16 protein-coding genes are annotated in these 15611 nt (G+C 63.4%); 1 reads left to right on the plus strand and 15 read right to left on the minus strand.

All coding sequences use genetic code 11. The features are described 5' to 3' along the window. The 7 genes from ACVC5H_RS18275 to ACVC5H_RS18305 all read right to left on the minus strand — a co-directional run bounded on the left by ACVC5H_RS18275 (position 1) and on the right by ACVC5H_RS18305 (position 5861). On the minus strand, positions 1 to 834 hold the full coding sequence (locus ACVC5H_RS18275) for an IclR family transcriptional regulator (protein ID WP_489619194.1): 834 nt from the start codon (positions 832 to 834) through the stop codon (positions 1 to 3). A gap of 14 nt (positions 835 to 848) precedes the next feature. Beyond that, complete coding sequence (locus ACVC5H_RS18280; protein WP_489619195.1) at positions 849 to 1721, minus strand: alpha/beta fold hydrolase; 873 nt, start codon at positions 1719 to 1721, stop codon at positions 849 to 851. A 17-nt stretch (positions 1722 to 1738) separates the two neighbouring features. Further along, a complete protein-coding gene (locus ACVC5H_RS18285) occupies positions 1739 to 2275 on the minus strand; it encodes a cupin domain-containing protein (protein ID WP_489619196.1) in 537 nt (178 codons plus the stop codon). A gap of 61 nt (positions 2276 to 2336) precedes the next feature. Further along, positions 2337 to 3107, minus strand: a complete 771-nt coding sequence (locus ACVC5H_RS18290) for an SDR family oxidoreductase (protein ID WP_489619197.1) — start codon at positions 3105 to 3107, stop codon at positions 2337 to 2339. 40 nt (positions 3108 to 3147) lie between these two features. Further along, positions 3148 to 4011 carry an ABC transporter permease gene (locus ACVC5H_RS18295; RefSeq protein ID WP_489619198.1) on the minus strand — a complete coding sequence of 288 codons (864 nt, stop codon included), beginning with the start codon at positions 4009 to 4011 and terminating at the stop codon, positions 3148 to 3150. A 2-nt stretch (positions 4012 to 4013) separates the two neighbouring features. Beyond that, on the minus strand, positions 4014 to 5009 hold the full coding sequence (locus tag ACVC5H_RS18300; RefSeq protein WP_489619199.1) for an ABC transporter substrate-binding protein: 996 nt from the start codon (positions 5007 to 5009) through the stop codon (positions 4014 to 4016). 66 nt (positions 5010 to 5075) lie between these two features. After that, positions 5076 to 5861 (minus strand): ABC transporter ATP-binding protein, encoded by a 786-nt coding sequence (locus tag ACVC5H_RS18305; protein WP_489619200.1) that lies wholly within the window; start codon positions 5859 to 5861, stop codon positions 5076 to 5078. A 711-nt stretch (positions 5862 to 6572) separates the two neighbouring features. Between ACVC5H_RS18305 and ACVC5H_RS18310 the strand changes: the two genes are divergently transcribed. Further along, positions 6573 to 8201, plus strand: a complete 1629-nt coding sequence (locus ACVC5H_RS18310) for a methyl-accepting chemotaxis protein (protein ID WP_489619201.1) — start codon at positions 6573 to 6575, stop codon at positions 8199 to 8201. 23 nt (positions 8202 to 8224) lie between these two features. On the opposite strand, the gene ACVC5H_RS18315 is transcribed toward ACVC5H_RS18310, so the two are convergent. From ACVC5H_RS18315 to ACVC5H_RS18350, 8 genes are read right to left on the minus strand one after another with little or no spacing between them, the layout of a single operon-like run. After that, on the minus strand, positions 8225 to 8899 hold the full coding sequence (locus ACVC5H_RS18315; protein ID WP_489619202.1) for an amino acid ABC transporter permease: 675 nt from the start codon (positions 8897 to 8899) through the stop codon (positions 8225 to 8227). Positions 8900 to 8911: 12 nt separating this feature from the next. Then, positions 8912 to 9583 (minus strand): amino acid ABC transporter permease, encoded by a 672-nt coding sequence (locus tag ACVC5H_RS18320; protein ID WP_489619203.1) that lies wholly within the window; start codon positions 9581 to 9583, stop codon positions 8912 to 8914. 3 nt (positions 9584 to 9586) lie between these two features. Then, positions 9587 to 10336, minus strand: a complete 750-nt coding sequence (locus ACVC5H_RS18325; RefSeq protein ID WP_241821008.1) for an amino acid ABC transporter ATP-binding protein — start codon at positions 10334 to 10336, stop codon at positions 9587 to 9589. A 60-nt stretch (positions 10337 to 10396) separates the two neighbouring features. Further along, complete coding sequence (locus tag ACVC5H_RS18330) at positions 10397 to 11269, minus strand: transporter substrate-binding domain-containing protein (RefSeq protein WP_489619204.1); 873 nt, start codon at positions 11267 to 11269, stop codon at positions 10397 to 10399. Positions 11270 to 11307: 38 nt separating this feature from the next. Then, on the minus strand, positions 11308 to 12267 hold the full coding sequence (locus ACVC5H_RS18335; RefSeq protein ID WP_489619205.1) for an N-carbamoyl-D-amino-acid hydrolase: 960 nt from the start codon (positions 12265 to 12267) through the stop codon (positions 11308 to 11310). Further along, entirely contained in the window at positions 12264 to 13736 is a 1473-nt protein-coding gene (gene hydA / locus ACVC5H_RS18340; RefSeq protein WP_489619206.1) for a dihydropyrimidinase, read from the minus strand. The genes ACVC5H_RS18335 and hydA overlap by 4 nt, the downstream gene beginning before the upstream one ends. A gap of 15 nt (positions 13737 to 13751) precedes the next feature. Further along, on the minus strand, positions 13752 to 14531 hold the full coding sequence (locus ACVC5H_RS18345; RefSeq protein WP_489619207.1) for an SDR family oxidoreductase: 780 nt from the start codon (positions 14529 to 14531) through the stop codon (positions 13752 to 13754). A 10-nt stretch (positions 14532 to 14541) separates the two neighbouring features. After that, the gene (locus ACVC5H_RS18350; RefSeq protein WP_488926826.1) at positions 14542 to 15483 is read right to left on the minus strand and encodes a dihydrodipicolinate synthase family protein; all 942 of its coding nucleotides are present in this window, start codon (positions 15481 to 15483) and stop codon (positions 14542 to 14544) included. Positions 15484 to 15611: the final 128 nt, after the last annotated feature.

The raw sequence follows: 15611 nt of genomic DNA on the forward strand, positions 1-15611 counted from the left end.
TCAGCCTCGCCACATGTTGACGACCTTGCCGCCACGCTCGGGGGCGTGGTCCAGCAGGCGCGAGAGTTCGGCCGCGGTCTCGCGCACCCGTGCCACGATCACGTCGAGCTGGCTGGCATCGATGTGCGGCGAAGGGATGGTCGCGCCCAGGGCGGCCACCACATTGCCGGAGTGATCGCGCACCGGGGCGGCCACGGTAGAGATGCTGGTTTCGAAGAAGCCTTCCTGCAAGACGAAGCCGCGTTCCTTGTCAGCCTGCACCATGTCGAACAGCTCGACCACGGTCTTGGGTGTGTTGCTGGAGAAGACTTCCAGGTGTTCTTCCGGATACAGGGCACGCAGCTGCGGCAGGCTCAGGTCTTCCAGCAGCACGCGGCCCAGCACGGTGGCATGCGCCGGCAGGCGGGTGCCGACGTTGACGTGGCTGGTGAAGGCGGTCTGCGTGACCGACTTGGCGACGTAGACGATGGAGCGGCCATCGCGCACCACCAGGTTGCAGGAATAACCGATCTCGTCGCGCAGGCGCTCCAGCAGCGGGCGGCCGATCTCGGTCAGTTCCAGCGAGGCCAGGTATTCAAAGCCCAGGCGCAGCACCGACATGCCCAGGCGGTAGTCACGCCCGCCATCGGCGCGCTCGACGAAGCCCATGCGTTCGAGCGTAGCCAACAAGCGAAACACGGTGGAACGCGGAATATCCAGACGGCGCGCCAGTTCGGGCGCGGAAAGGGTCTTGTCCTGACGGCTGAATTCGCACAGCAGGCGCAGGCCGCGTTCCAGGCCGGGGACGGAGTATTTGTCTTGCGGCTCTTCTTCTGGCATCACTGGTTTGTTCATGATGATTGTCTTTTTTAATGGGTTGAGGTGAATTGCGCACGCACCAGCGCGGCAAATTGCGACGGCTGCTCGATATAACAGGCATGGCCGGCGGCGTCCACCAGATGGAAGGGAAGTTCGAATTGCCTGGCCAGCCCTTCACTGGCCTGCGGGGTGGTCACGATATCTTCTGCGCCGCAGGCTACCGACAGCCCCCGCCGTGGCACTGCGCGCAGATAGGCCGCGATATCATCACCGCACAGCATGTGTACGGCCTGGGTATAACCGGCCGCATCGAGCCGGTGCATGTTCCAGCGCACCCAGGCGTGCTGTTCTTCGCTGGCTCGGGCCGACAGCAGGCGCGTACGCTGCTGCGCCAGCCCTGTCACACCCAGCCGCTGCAAGGCGCCCAGGCGTTCGTCGCGCACCTGCCGGGCGCGTTGTGCCAGGCCAGGCGCACCATAGCCCTGGGCCGGATCTGCCAGCAAGGTTTGGCGGGCGCGGCCATCGCCAGCGGCCAGATAGGCCGCTGCCATCAGGGCACCCAGCGAATGGCCGACCAGCACGCATTGCGTGATCTCCAGCGCCTGCAGCATCTGCTGCAGGCGCTGCGCATAATCGCTGGCCTTGGGCGAGTCCATCGTCAAGGGCGTGGAGGCGCCGTAGCCAGGCGCATTCCAGGCGATGACGCGCGCCTCGGACGCCAGCACCAGCGCGCAGTGCAGCCACGACGCCGCGCCCGAGCTGATGCCATGCAGCAGCACCACGACCGTATCGCCATGGCCGCTGCTGCGGTAGCTGACCTGTCCGCCGGGCACCGCAATGCTGTGCTCGGCGAAGTCGCTGTCGAGCAGCGCCAGCGGCGCGCGCAGGATAGCGTCGTCAGGGGTGGACAGGGTGGCGGGCATGCTCGGTCCTCGGGACATCAACGCTTGATGGAGGCCAGCGGATGTTCTGGCGGATAGGTCGGCGTGATTGGCTTCTTGGCACCCAGCATCACGCACATGAGCGCGTCTTCGTCACCGACGTTGATTTCCTCGCGATAGACGCCCGGGGGCACCGAGACCACATCGCGGTCGGTCAGGATGGTTTCGAAGCGCTCGCCATCTTTTTCCAGCACCAGCTTGAGCTTGCCGCGCAGCACGAAGAAGACTTCCTCGACATCCACGTGCAGATGCGACGGACCTTCGTGACCGGCCGGAATGATCATGGTCGAGAAGGTGAAGTGTTCCGAGGGAATCACGTTGGCGTCATGGGCCACGCCAGTGCCGCCGGTGCCGATGTAGCGCATCTGGGCGCGGCGGTACTTGGGGTCGTAGTCGGCCTGGAACTTCAGCGCATTCCAGTCGTACTTGCGGGTCGACAGGCGCGCCACGCGCGACTCCATCCAGTCGGCAAAGCTGGCGCCGGCGGGACGGTCCCAGCTACGGCCCATGTTTTCCTGTTCGGACATATCGGTCATGCTTTTCTCCTTGAATTGATCCTGAAGTGAGCGGAATTGATCTGCACCTGCTGCTGCGGCCTCAATGCATCACGAAGCCGCCATTGACCGCCATCACCTGGCCGGTAAAGAAACGGGCCAGGTCCGACAACGCGAACACCACGGCACCGCAGACGTCCTCGGGCAACTGGTCACGCCGGATGGCGCGGCCGTCGAGGTAATGCTGATGACGCGCCTGCGGCACATACTCGGTGGCTTCCACCAGGGTCAGGCCGGGCGCTACGGCATTGACCGTGATGTTGTCGGCCCCCAGCTCGCGCGCCAGCGAGCGGGTCATGCCGATGACCGCACTCTTGCTGGCCACGTAGGCCAGCAGATTGGGCGCGCCCCACAACGGCGTATCCGAAGACAGGTTGACCACCGCCCCGCGCCCGCCATCACGCAGGGCCGGCAGGCAGGCATTGGTCATGAGCCAGGTGCCACGCACGTTGACGTCCATCACGCGATCCCACATCTCGACGTCCAGCTGCTCGCTGCTCTTGCCGCCGGAATTGGTGATGGCCGCATTGTTGACCAGGCCATCCAGACCGCCCAGCCATGCGATGGCGGCCTGTGCACAGGACTTCACCGATGCCGGATCGGCCAGGTCCAGCGCAAAGCCTTCGACCGCCAGGCCGCGCTGCTGCTGGGCCGATACCGAGGCCGCCAGCGTGTCCTGCAAGACATCGGCCATGGCGACCCGGGCACCGGCGTTGGCGATGGCCTCGACGAACGCCAGGCCGAGGCCGCGTGCGGCGCCAGTGACCAGAATGCGCCGCCCTGCCAAAAGAGTCGCCGTACTTGCTGCTGACATGTTCTTGCTCCTGTTGCGTGTCGGGAAATCGCCGTGGGAATCACACCGTGCTGGTATTGGCCTTGGGCAGGTAGTGCAGCACCTTGCGTTCGGCCCACACCACCACGCCGTAGGTGACCACGCCGATCAATGTCAACGCGACGATGGAGACGAACACGGCGGCGGTATTGCCCTGCCCTTCACCATCGACCAACAGGTAACCCAGCCCCTGGTTGCCACCGACCAGTTCCCCGACGGTCACACCGATGACCGACAGCGTGGAAGCGATACGCAAGCCCGAGAACAGCGCTGGCAGTGCCGAACGGAACTCGACCAGGTGGAAGATCTGCCAACGGCCGGCATTGAGGGTACGCACCAGGTTGACCATGTCGGGATCGACGGTGCGGATGGCCGAGAGCACGTTGATCATGATGGGAAAGAACACGATCAGCACCGCGACGATGATCTTGGGATAGATGGTGTAGCCCAGCCACATCACGAACAGCGGCGCAAAGGCCACCTTGGGTGCAATCTGCAGCGCCAGGATGTAGGGCGAGAGCATGGCTTCGGCACGCGGCGACAAACCCAGCGCCACCCCCACGGCCAGTCCCAGCAGCGCCCCGAAGAGGAAGCCGAACACCACTTCCATGGCGGTCACGCCGAAATGCTGCAGCAATTGCGCGTTGTTCCACATCACCACACCTTCACGCACCACCTGCATGAAATTGGGCAGGATGTATTCCGGCATGCCCAGCATGCCTGGCCCCCACTGCCAGGCGGCGATGAACAGCACCAGCAGCAACAGGCTGCCGCACACGGTGCGGGCCTTTTCGCTCAGTGCAGCACGGCGGGCCGGGGTGGGCGCAGCGGCACCCGATGGCTGGGAACTAGGCATGGTCAGGTCTTTGACGGTCGTGGTATTCATGATTACCTGGCTACTCCGACGAACTGGTTGGTGAAGAGATCATTGACCGGTGTGGCTTTGCTCACGATGCCTTCGCTGACATAGAACTTCTGTACCGCTTCCATGCGCGCGGGATCGATCTGGCCCAGCGTCTTCTGGCTGGCATAGACATACTTGTTGTACATCTCGAAAGTGGCCTGGATGCTGGCTTCCTTGCCCTTGTAGCTGGGCAGTGCAGCCACATAGTCGTCGGCGGCTGCCTTGGGGTCCTTCATGATGTCCTGCATGCCGCGCAGGGTGGCGCGCACCAGGCGCTTCAACAATTCGGGATTTTTCTTGATGGTGTCATCGGATGCCAGGATGGCTTGCGCCATGCTCTTGAAGCCACCGTTGTCCAGCAGCTCCAGCTTGGCGCCGGCATCGGTCGCATTGACCACCCAGTCCGGCACGCCGGCGAAGCCCTGCGACTTGCCGGAGGTGTACAGCTGCCACACGCCGGACGGGCCGGCCGCCTGGATCTGCACGTCGGTCTTGGACAGGCCGGCGGTCTTGAGGCTACCCAGGAAGGCGTAATAGGTGGTATCGGTATAGGACATGACGGTGACGGTCTTGCCCTTCAGATCCTTGAGGCTCTTGATGCCATCGGCCGGATTGGCCGCCACCATCGTGACCGACCCCGCACCCAGCACGGCGATGGCCTTGACGGGAATCCCATTGGCGCGCACCACGATGGGCGTATCACCGATGGCACCGCCGATGACGGCATTGCCGGCACCGATCTGCTTGGCCACGTCCACGCCGCCCTTGGCGACGATGAAACTGACCTTCAGGTTTTCGTCCGCGTAGTAACCCTTGTGCTGGGCCAGTACCCAGGGGGCAAAGGCAGGCGAATTGGGGGGTGCGGGCAGCAGGTAGGTCACTTCTTCCGGGGCCGCATGGGCCACCGCCGGCACGACGGCCGCGCCGATGGCGGCCACCAGGACAAGTGCGCTACCGGCGGATGCAAACAGTTTCTTCATGGTTCTGGCTCTCCCTTGGGGTCTCTCTGTTGACGGGGTGAAGACGGGTGAAGATGCAGCGTGAAATCAATGCAGCTCGGCGGTTTCCTTGCCCACCTTGAGCAGCTCCATCAGGCGGCCTTGCAGCGGGCCGATCTCGGGCAGCTTGCGGCGTTCCAGCGGGTTGTCGCGGAACGGCAGGTTGACTTCGATTTCCTCGACGATGGTGCCGGGACGCTCGCTCATGACCAGCAGGCGGTCCGACAAGGCGATGGCTTCCACCAGATCGTGGGTGATGAAGAGCGCGGTCTTCTTCTTTTCGTAGAGCATCTTGGCCAGGTCTTGCTGCAGCACCATCTTGGTCTGCGCATCCAGGGCCGAGAAAGGTTCGTCCAGCAGCAGCACCTGCGGATCGACCGCCAGCGTGCGGGCCAGGGCGGCGCGCTGGCGCATGCCGCCGGAAAGCTGGTAGGGGTAGTGTTCTTCGAACCCCTTGAGGTGGCACTTGGCCAGCAACTCGTCGGCGACGCGGCGACGCTCGGCCTCGCGCATGCCGTCGATTTCGAGACCCAGGGTGACGTTGGCGCGGATATTGCGCCAGGGCATGAGCAAGTCCTTCTGCAGCATGAAGGCCACCTTGCGTACCGGCTTGATCACCTTTTCACCACCCACGAAGACTTCGCCTTCGCTGGGCAGGTAAAGGCCGGCGCCCATATTGAGCAAGGTGCTCTTGCCGCAGCCCGAAGGACCGATGATGGAGACCACCTCCCCGCTCTTGATGGAGAGATTGACATTGGTCACGGCAGCGCGCGCCTGCGCCGTCTGACGATCGACAAAGCGTTTGCCGACCTTGCGAAATTCGATTTCGATCATGTTGCCTCTGCTCATTGCCAGTGCGCCTTGTCGCGCCTCAGCTAGTCTTCCCGGCTACCGTCTATTGCAAACGGATGCCTCTTGCCGGGCACCGAACTGTTCCATATATGAAACGTTAATTTATATATGAGAGATATTCAACGCCAATATAGCAGATATCTCGGAACGGAATAACTTATTTTGTTCCGTATATAAACTGATGATTTATATAAAAACCGTTTCCGCAGAGTTATGCAAAGTGTGTGCCAGGGCCGAAACCCTTGGTTCGATGCCTGTTCCAGGCTTTCCAGGCAGACGTTCTCCCAAAAATGCAGCCTTCCAGGCCGAGGGGAGTGCAGGGATGCACCGGAACGAATCATGTCGCGCTGATGCGACGAACCGCCGTGCCCCGCCCCCGTCCCGTTCGGAATCAGTGTTGAGCAACAAAGTCCCGCTGCGGGAAAAAATATTCACGTCGTGATGGATCTTTTCTTGCTGAGCTCGATCAATAACGTTACAAGCAACAAACAAAAGAATAAATTTTTCCGACAATACCGTTGCAATTTTGGATATTTTTTTAAAAATCCTGTGAAAGCAGGCTAATCCAACTTTCTTGCGACGTTTATATACGCAAATAATTCTCAAGAACCTGTACGTCGCGAGAACAGCGGTGACAGGCCAAGGGGGGCATGCAACCCAATCGGCAGCACACTCATCTACAGGGGCTTTTCCATGAACAAATTGAAGGTATCCACCCGCCTGACCTTGGGCTTTGCCAGCGTCGTGGTTCTGCTGGTCATCATTTCGCTGGTCGGCATGTGGGGCGTTTCCACAGTGAAGGGCAATCTGTCCGACATCCTCGTCAACAACCAGCAAGGCGCGCTGGCCGATGTGATGAACAACAGCGTGCGCATCCGCGCACTGGCCATCCGCAATATCGCGCTGTTCCAGGAACCTTCGCTGATTGCCCGCGAAATCGAGCGTATGAAGGTGCAGGACAAGGCATACCAGGAAGCCCGGACCAAACTGGCCAAGCTATTCGAACTGCCTGCCACCACACGCAAGGAACGTGAACTGTTCGACCAGATCGCGCAAAACGCCGCCGAGACCGAGCCGCTGATGAACCAGGCGGTGACGCTGGCCCAGGAGAACAAGACCGCCGAACTGAACAATCTGCTGGTGCAGAAGATCCGTCCGGTCCAGGCCAAATGGCTGGACAACCTCGATGAGCTGGGACGTTTCGAGGACGAACTCAACAACCAGGCAGCCGCCGAGTCCGAGACCACCTACCATGGCATCCTGACGACGACCTGGACTCTGGTGGCGGCCTCGGTGCTGCTGGCCCTGGCAGCCGCAGTGCTGATCGTGCGCAGCGTGCTGCGCCAGCTGGGCGGGGAACCTGCCCACGCCCAGGAGCTGGCCGCCCAGATCGCCCAGGGCAATCTGGCGGTGAGCATTCCACTGGCCAAAGGGGACCGGCACAGCCTGATGGCCTCGCTGGACAACATGCGCGCCCAGCTGACCGGCATCGTGGATGGTATCAAGCGCTCGGCGGAATCGATTTCCACCGCCGCCAGCCAGATCGCGGTGGGCAATCTGGATCTGTCGCGCCGTACCGAAGAGCAGGCGGCCTCTCTGGAAGAGACGGCCTCCAGCATGGAAGAAATCACCTCCACGGTAGAACAGAACACGCAGAACGCCAGCCAGGGCAACCAGCTGGCCCACTCGGCTTCGCTGCATGCGCAAAAGGGAGGCGAAGTGGTGGAACGCGTCGTGGATACGATGAAAGACATTTCGGAGAGCGCCTACAAGATCACCGAAATCATTTCCACCGTCGAAGGCATCGCCTTCCAGACCAACATCCTGGCCCTGAATGCCGCAGTAGAGGCGGCACGCGCAGGCGAACAGGGACGTGGCTTTGCGGTGGTGGCGACCGAGGTGCGTTCACTGGCCCAGCGCAGCGCATCAGCCGCCAAGGAAATCCGCGGCTTGATCGAATCCTCCGTACAGCACGTGGAAACCGGGCAGAAACTGGTCGACGAGGCCGGCCAGACCATGAGCCAGGTGGTGCAGTCGATCCAGCAGGTCAATGACCTGATGAGTGAAATCACGGCGGCCTCCAGCGAACAGAGTTCCGGCATCAGCCAGATCAACATCGCCATCTCGCAGATGGATGAAGTGACGCAGCAGAATGCAGCGCTGGTGGAAGAATCGGCCAGCGCAGCGCAATCGATGGCGCATCAGGCCGACAGCCTGCGACAGGCCGTGTCGGTATTTCGTATCGAGCCGCCAGCGCTGGCGCCGCTTGTTTCTCGTGAACCCGGCTTCGGCAGCACGACTGCCCTGCTGAGCCCGGCCTGAAGGCGCGGCCGCCGGCCGCCTCCTCAATGCAGGGCGCGGCCGCGGTGCTCCAGCCGCGACAGCCAGCGCACCAGCGGCAGCAACAGCGCCAGGTAAAGCAAGGCTGCCAGCACGATGGGCGAAGGATTGTAGACCAGCGACTGGGCATCGCGCGCCACGCGCAGCAGTTCGGGCAGCGCCACCACGCTGGCAATGGTGGTGAGCTTGATGACTTCGATGCCATTTCCCACCAGGTCCGGCAAGGCGTTGCGCACCGCCTGGGGAACCACCACGTACGCCAGCGCCTGGGCGCGCGAGAGACCGGTGGAGCGCGCCGCTTCCATCTGTCCGCCGGGAACGCTCTCGATGCCGGCGCGCAGCACCTCGGCGAAATAACTGGAATTGTTGAACATGAAGCCCAGCGCCACCGCCAGCAGCTTGGGCAGTTCCAGCCCCAGGAATGGCGCGCCGAAATAGATCAGGATCAGCAGCACCAGCGGCGGGAAGGAACGGAAAAAGTCCACATACACCGCCACGGCAATGCGCACCGTGCGCGAACGGCTCTGGGTCGCCAGCAAGGCCAGCAGCAAACCCGAGATCACACCGATCGGAATGACCAGCAGCGACAGCCACACCGTGGTCCACAGGCCTCCCAGCAGGAAAGGCAGGACCTGGCGGTACACCTCCAGGTTGAAGAAATTCTGCAGCAAGGCATCCATGATGGCCCTCTCCTATCGTTTCCAGCGCCAGCGCGTTTCCAGCCAGCGCGCCAACAAGACCACCGGAATGAAAATCAGCAGGTAGGCTGCCGCCCCCAGCATCAGCGGGGTCGGGTTGCCGGCATTGCTGCTGGCGGCCTGGGCCGTGTTAAGAATTTCGGACAAGGCGACCACCGAGCCCAGCGCCGTATTCTTGGTGATCGAGATGACGCGGTTGGTCAGCGGCGGCACGGCCATGCGCAAGGACTGCGGCAGGATCACCGCAGCCATGGTCTGCCCCCAGGACAGCCCGGTCGAGCGGGCCGCCTCGCTCTGCCCGCGCGGCAAGGAAGCGATGCCGGCCCAGATGCTCTCTTCGGCATAGGCGGCCAATACAAGCGTCAACGCCAGCCAGGTCGCGGTGAAGGACGACATGGCCAGGTCGATATACGGAAACGCAAAGAAGAGCACGATGATGAGAATCAGCGGCGGCAAGGCCCGCATCACGTCGGCAAAGGCCACCACCAGCCACACCAGGCCGCGCTTGCCGGTAGCGCGCAGCACCGCCAGCAGCAGGCCCAGCAGCAGGCCGGAGACGATCACTGCCAGGCTCAGCAGCACGGTCACGCCCATGCCGCGCAGGATGTCGGGCCAGTAGCGGGCGGCGATCTCGGCGTTGAAGAAGGTGAAGAGGAATTGCTCCATGGTTCAGCCGTGCTGTGCAAAGCGCGCCACGAAGGCCTTGGTGCGGGCTTGCTGCGGATCGCCGAAGATCTGCTCGGGCGGTCCTTCCTCGACGATCACGCCACCGTCCATGAAGACCACGCGATCCGCCGCCGCGCGGGCAAAGGCCATTTCGTGCGTGACCACCAGCATGGTCATGCCGGCTTCGCGCAGTTGACGCATCACCTGCAGCACGCTGCCGACCAGTTCGGGATCGAGGGCGCTGGTCGGTTCATCGAACAGCATCACCTTGGGTTCCAGTGCGATGCCGCGGGCGATGCCCACGCGCTGCTGCTGGCCGCCGGAAAGCTGGCCGGGAAAGGCTGATGCCTTCTCCAGCATCCCCACCTGCTCCAGGGCCCGCCGCGCGCGCCGCTCGGCCTCGGCATGGGAATGCTTCTGCACCTTCTTCAGGGCCAGCATCACGTTGCCCAGCACGCTCATGTGCGGATAGAGGTTGAACTGCTGGAACACCATGCCGACCTTCTGGCGGATCGCATTGAGGTCGGCGCGGGCATGCATGATGTCCACGCCGTCCACCACGATCTGGCCCGCGCTGGGTTCTTCGAGCCGGTTGCAGCAACGCAGCATGGTGCTCTTGCCCGAACCGGACGGGCCGATCACGCAGATCAGCTGGCCCGGCCGCACGCGCAGGTCGATCCCGCGCAGGACCGTATTGCCCTCATAGGACTTGTGCAGGCCGACGATTTCAAGGATGGGTGCGGCAAGGTTCATGGCGGCATCAGTCTCGGTTCATTCAGGCGACTCGGGCAATTCGGGCGCGGTGCTGCGGGCTCACTTGCACTTGAGCGTCACGGGGGTCGGGTCGTAGCCATCCAGGCCCGGCACGCCCTGGCCCACGCCGACCTTGACCACGGTGGCATCCGGCGCCGGGGTATAGCCGAACCACTTCTGGGCAATCTTGCCCAGCGTGCCGTCTTGCTTCATGCATTTGAGCGCCATGCCGGCGGCGTCGCGGCCGGCCTTGTCATCCAGGCGGAAAGCCAGCGCCCACACCAGCCCCGTCTTGACGGTATAGGTGGTCTGCACGGCCGGATTCTGCTTGGCGGCCCAGGCTGCCACGGTGCTGCCGGCCAGGTTGGCATCGGCACGGCCGGATTGCACGGCCTGCACCGCATCGGCGTTGTTGCCATAGACGTCGTACTTGAAGCCGTACTTGGGTGCGTTGTCGCGTGCCCAAAGCTCATAGGCCGAGCCCTTGTTGACCGAGATGGTCTTGCCCTTCAGGTCTTCCAGCGCATGGATGGGGGCGGCGCCCTTCTTAATGACGAAGGTGTAGTCGGTATCCAGATAACCTTCGGTGAAGAGCATGGACTTGGCGCGCTCGGGGGTGGCCGTCACGGGTGCCAGCACGAAGTCATATTTCTTGGCATTGAGCCCCGGTACCAGGCCGGAAAATTCGGTGCCTTCGATCTCGATCTTGCGGCCCAGGCGGTGCGCCAGTTCTTCGCCCAGGTCGATGTTGAAGCCTTGCAGGCCACCGCCCAGCTTGACCATGGCATGCGGCGCAAAGGTGGCATCCACACCGGTACGCAGCGGACCACTCTGCGCCATCGCGCCGGCCGACAACAGCGCACTGGCAGAAAGTACGGCCAGCAGGGAACACTTCAGGGAAGACTTGGAAGGCAGGGCCAGGAACGGGAACATCGCAACACTCCTCGATTGGGTGGAAGGTGGACAGTGATTCAGGTAGACAGCTCGGCCGGCGACAGCGGCTCGCCGGCCCCGGTGCGCTCGACGATGAGGCGGTAATGTTCCGGACGGCGATGCTTGGCGAAGTTGAAGACATGCTGCAGAAATGTTTCACCCAGTTGCAGATCGCAACTGGCGAAGATCACCTCATCCTCTTCACCCTGCGCCTGCGCCACGATCTCGCCGGAAGGCGCGACGATGGCCGAGCCGCCGATCATGTGGAAGCCATCCTCGAATCCGCACTTGGCAGCGGCGGCCACCCACAATCCGTTCTGGTAGGCATTGGCCTGCAGCGACAGCAGGTGATGGAACATGCGCAGGTGCGGCGGTTCGTTCCAGTGGATGTTCCAGGATGGCGTGTTGTAGCCCAGCGTGACGATGCGCGCGCTCTGCAGGCTCATGACGCGATAGGTCTCCGGCCAGCGACGGTCATTGCACAGGCACTGGCCGATGCGGGTGCCCAGCATGTCGGTGACACCGAAGCCATCGTTGCCGACTTCGAAGTACTTCTTTTCCAGATGCTGGAAAGGCGCATCGGGCTTGTGGTCGCTGTGTCCGGGCAGGTGGATCTTGCGATAGCGCGCCACGATCCTGGCCTGGTCATCCACCAGGATGGCAGTGTTGTAGTGATGGCCATCGGGTGTAAGTTCACCATAGCCCAGGTAGAAGCCGATCCCCAACTGCGCGGCCAGCTCGAACAGCGGCCGGGTCTGCGGGCCGGGCATTTCGGACTCGAAGAAACGGGCATCGACCTCGGCCTGATCTTCCATCCAGTAGCGCGGAAAGAAGGTGGTCAGTGCCAGTTCGGGAAACACCACCATCTTCGCGCCACGGGCGGCGGCCTCGCGCATCATCTCCAGCAGGCGGCGCACTACCGTGGTCCGGTCCTCGGCCAGTTGCACCGGCCCCATCTGGGCCACGGCCAGTCCAAAGCGATTGTGCTGGTTGCTCATTGCGATTCCCATGCCTTTCCCTTGAGGCCGAGCAGACCCGGCAGATGGCTGCGTGTCGGCCGTTGCGCAATGCTGGCCGGCTCCGGACACTGGCGCGCGATGTAGCGGCCCGAGCCGCGCGCCGCTTTCAGCTCGCCCTCACTGACCACCACGCGGCCGCGGCTGATGACCACTTCCGGCCAGCCCTTGATCTGCCGTCCTTCGTAGGGCGTATAACCCACGTTGTCGTGCAGGAGAGCGGCAGTGATGGTGGTCTCGCGCTCCGGGTTCCAGATCACCAGGTCGGCGTCGAGTCCCTCGGCGATGTTGCCCTTGCAGTGCGACAGCCCATACATGTGGGCGTGATTGGTGGCGGTGAGGCGCACGAATTCGTGAATGTCGATGCGGCCCTTCTGTACGCCCTCGGAAAACAGCAGCGGCAGGCGCAGTTCGATCCCCGGCACGCCATTGGCCATTTCCTTGAAGGTGGTGTCCTCGCCGCGCGGCAGCTTGCCGCTTTCATCAAAACGATAAGGTGCATGGTCCGAGGAATACATCCCCAGCGTGCCATCCTTGAGCCCGGCCCAGACCGCCTCCTGCGCATTGGCATCGCGCGGCGGCGGACTGCAGCAATACTTGGCGCCTTCCACGCCGGGCAGGTCGATGTCCTCGGCGGTGAGGAAGAGGTATTGCGGGCAGCTCTCGGCGTAGATCTGCGCGCCCAGCAGCCGGGCGTTGCGGATGGTCTGCACGGTCTCGGCACCAGCCACGTGCACGATCAGGACCGGCACGCCGATCAGGCGCGACAGGGCGATGGCACGATGACTGGCTTCGGCCTCGGCCAGTGGATCGTGGGCCACCGCGTGGAACTTGGGAGCCGTATGCCCCTGGTCCAGCAGGCGCGAGGCGAGCCAGCGGATCATGTCGTGGTTCTCGGCATGGATCATCACCAGCGCCCCTTCGCGGCCGGCCAGCGCCATCACGTCCAGCAGCTGGTAATCGTCCAGCTTGAGCGCGTTGTAGGTCATGTAGACCTTCAGCGAAGTGATGCCATCGCGGATGGCCTGCGGCAAATCGTGCTGCAGGGCCTGCTCGTCCGGATCAGCCAGGATCAGGTGGAAGCCATAGTCGATCACCGCCTTCTCGCGGGCGCGTTGCGCATAATCGGCGATCACGTCGGGAATGCGCTTGCCGCGATGCTGGGCCGCAAAGGGAATGATGGTGGTAGTGCCGCCGAAGGCGGCCGAGACCGTGCCTGAATAGAAATCATCGGCACACATCATGCCCATGCCGGAGAGCTGTTCGATGTGGCAATGGCTGTCGATGCCACCGGGCAGGACCCAGCGGCCTGCGGCATCAATGTCGTCGCGGCCGGGCGGCAGATCCGCCGCGATGCGCACGATCACGCCATCCTTGACGCCAATATCGGCCAGGAAGGTCTCGCGATCAGTACTGATGCGGCCGTTGCGGATGGTCAGGTCGAAGTCCATGCGGTGGTCTCAGGGTCAGAAGGTTCCGGGATAGGCGCCGCCATCCATGAGCAGGTTTTGTCCGGTGACAAAACCGGCCTGGGCGCTGCACAGCCAGGCGCAGGCATCGCCGAATTCGGCCGGCTGGCCGAAGCGGCCGGCCGGGTTGGCGGCACGGCGCGCGGCCAATACTTCCTCGGCCGTCTTGCCGGTGCCGCGTGCGCTGGCCGCCGCCGTGGTGAGAAGGCGCTCGGTCTCGAAGGGACCGGGCAAGAGATTGTTGATCGTCACGTTGTGGGCCACGGTCTTTCTCGCCAGACCGGCAACGAATCCGGTCAGGCCGGAACGCGCGCCATTGGACAGACCAAGGATGTCGATGGGTGCCCGCACCGCCCCGGAGGTGATGTTGACGATGCGACCGAAGCCTCGCTTCATCATGCCGTCCACGGTGGCCTTGATCAGTTCGATGGGGGTGAGCATGTTGGCGTCAATGGCGGCGATCCAGTCTTCGCGCGACCACTCGCGGAAGTCGCCCGGCTTGGGGCCACCGGCATTGGTCACCAGGATGTCCGGCGCGGGACAGGCGGCCAGCGCCAGGGCACGGCCCTCGGGGGTGGTGATGTCACCGGCCACGGTGATGACGGTGGCGCCGGTGGCGTCCCGTACCTGCTGCGCCGCTGCCTCAAGCACCTCTGCACCCCGTGCGGTCATGGTCACGGCCACGCCCTCGCGCGCCAGCGAGATGGCGCAGGCCAGTCCCAGGCCTTTGCTGGAAGCGCAAACCAGTGCGCGTCGTCCGGCGATTCCCAGATCCATCGGCGGCTCCTCAGCGGATCACCAGCGCACCGCGCTGATCCAGGTCCAGGCCCACGCGGGCGATCACGGCTTCCAGTTCGCGCTCGGTCTCGGGATCGATACGCATGCCGGGCGAGCGGATGGCGTCGCTGCTGATGACACCGCGCTTGCGATAGACGTACTTGCGCAACGAGAGCCCGATCTTGGGCTGGAATTCATAGCGGATCAGCGGGCAATACTTGTCGAAAGTGGCCGCCGCACCGGCCAGGTCACCGGCCGCGAACTGGTCATAGATGCGCACCAGGATCTCCGGGAAGGCAAACCCGGTCATGGTGCCGACCGCACCGCGCTGCAACTCTTCCAGGAAATACACACCGCCCAGGCCACCGAAGATGCGCATCGATTCCCCGGCGAGGTCGCGGATACGGCTGATCTTCTGGCCTACCGGCGGCTCTTCCATCTTGATGAAGTTGACGCCGCCTTCGCGTCCCAGGCGGGCAATCACCTCGGCCTTGATCTCGGTGCCGAAGGAATCCGGGAAATCATGGATCACCACGGGGATGGAGAGCGCCGCCGCCAGCGATTTGTAGTAGTCGAACTGCACCGCATCGGAGGCCATGTCCAGCGGTGCCGCGAAGACGGCCGCCGCACCCGCCTCGGCTGCCTCGGTCGCTTGCTCGATGGCACCGGCCAGGCCCAGTGCGCGCACACCGACCCACACCGGCACCCGTCCGGCTGCGCACTTGACGAACGTGGACGTCACCGCACGGCGCTCGGCGTTGGAGAGCTTGTGGGCTTCGCCGAGGAAACCGAGGATGGCCAGGCCGGACACGCCGGCTGCGATCTGAAATTCGACCAGGCTGGCGATGCTGCCCAGGTCGAGTGCGCCATCGGCGTGGAACGGCGTGGGGCAGATGGTATAGACACCGCGCGCAGTGGCCAGCGCGGAAGCAGGGGCAAGAGAAGAAGACATGCGCGACGTTCCATGAAGAGAGTGTGGAGCGGCGGCCCGCCAAGGGGCCGGACCGGAGAAGTTGGAAACGATTGTCGTGGAGTCACCCGCGCTTGTCGCATGCCTTTTTGTGCGCACGCCTTAACGTC

The sequence above is a fragment of the Herbaspirillum sp. Her3 genome, assembly GCF_057961275.1.

Bases quoted from the DNA above. Each gene is read 5' to 3' on its own strand.
- ACVC5H_RS18275 (WP_489619194.1), bottom strand. From the start codon at position 834: ATGAACAAACCAGTGATGCCAGAAGAAGAGCCGCAAGACAAATACTCC.
- ACVC5H_RS18280 (WP_489619195.1), bottom strand. From the start codon at position 1,721: ATGCCCGCCACCCTGTCCACCCCTGACGACGCTATCCTGCGCGCGCCG.
- ACVC5H_RS18285 (WP_489619196.1), bottom strand. From the start codon at position 2,275: ATGACCGATATGTCCGAACAGGAAAACATGGGCCGTAGCTGGGACCGT.
- ACVC5H_RS18290 (WP_489619197.1), bottom strand. From the start codon at position 3,107: ATGTCAGCAGCAAGTACGGCGACTCTTTTGGCAGGGCGGCGCATTCTG.
- ACVC5H_RS18295 (WP_489619198.1), bottom strand. From the start codon at position 4,011: ATGAATACCACGACCGTCAAAGACCTGACCATGCCTAGTTCCCAGCCA.
- ACVC5H_RS18300 (WP_489619199.1), bottom strand. From the start codon at position 5,009: ATGAAGAAACTGTTTGCATCCGCCGGTAGCGCACTTGTCCTGGTGGCC.
- ACVC5H_RS18305 (WP_489619200.1), bottom strand. From the start codon at position 5,861: ATGATCGAAATCGAATTTCGCAAGGTCGGCAAACGCTTTGTCGATCGT.
- ACVC5H_RS18310 (WP_489619201.1), top strand. From the start codon at position 6,573: ATGAACAAATTGAAGGTATCCACCCGCCTGACCTTGGGCTTTGCCAGC.
- ACVC5H_RS18315 (WP_489619202.1), bottom strand. From the start codon at position 8,899: ATGGATGCCTTGCTGCAGAATTTCTTCAACCTGGAGGTGTACCGCCAG.
- ACVC5H_RS18320 (WP_489619203.1), bottom strand. From the start codon at position 9,583: ATGGAGCAATTCCTCTTCACCTTCTTCAACGCCGAGATCGCCGCCCGC.
- ACVC5H_RS18325 (WP_241821008.1), bottom strand. From the start codon at position 10,336: ATGAACCTTGCCGCACCCATCCTTGAAATCGTCGGCCTGCACAAGTCC.
- ACVC5H_RS18330 (WP_489619204.1), bottom strand. From the start codon at position 11,269: ATGTTCCCGTTCCTGGCCCTGCCTTCCAAGTCTTCCCTGAAGTGTTCC.
- ACVC5H_RS18335 (WP_489619205.1), bottom strand. From the start codon at position 12,267: ATGAGCAACCAGCACAATCGCTTTGGACTGGCCGTGGCCCAGATGGGG.
- hydA (WP_489619206.1), bottom strand. From the start codon at position 13,736: ATGGACTTCGACCTGACCATCCGCAACGGCCGCATCAGTACTGATCGC.
- ACVC5H_RS18345 (WP_489619207.1), bottom strand. From the start codon at position 14,531: ATGGATCTGGGAATCGCCGGACGACGCGCACTGGTTTGCGCTTCCAGC.
- ACVC5H_RS18350 (WP_488926826.1), bottom strand. From the start codon at position 15,483: ATGTCTTCTTCTCTTGCCCCTGCTTCCGCGCTGGCCACTGCGCGCGGT.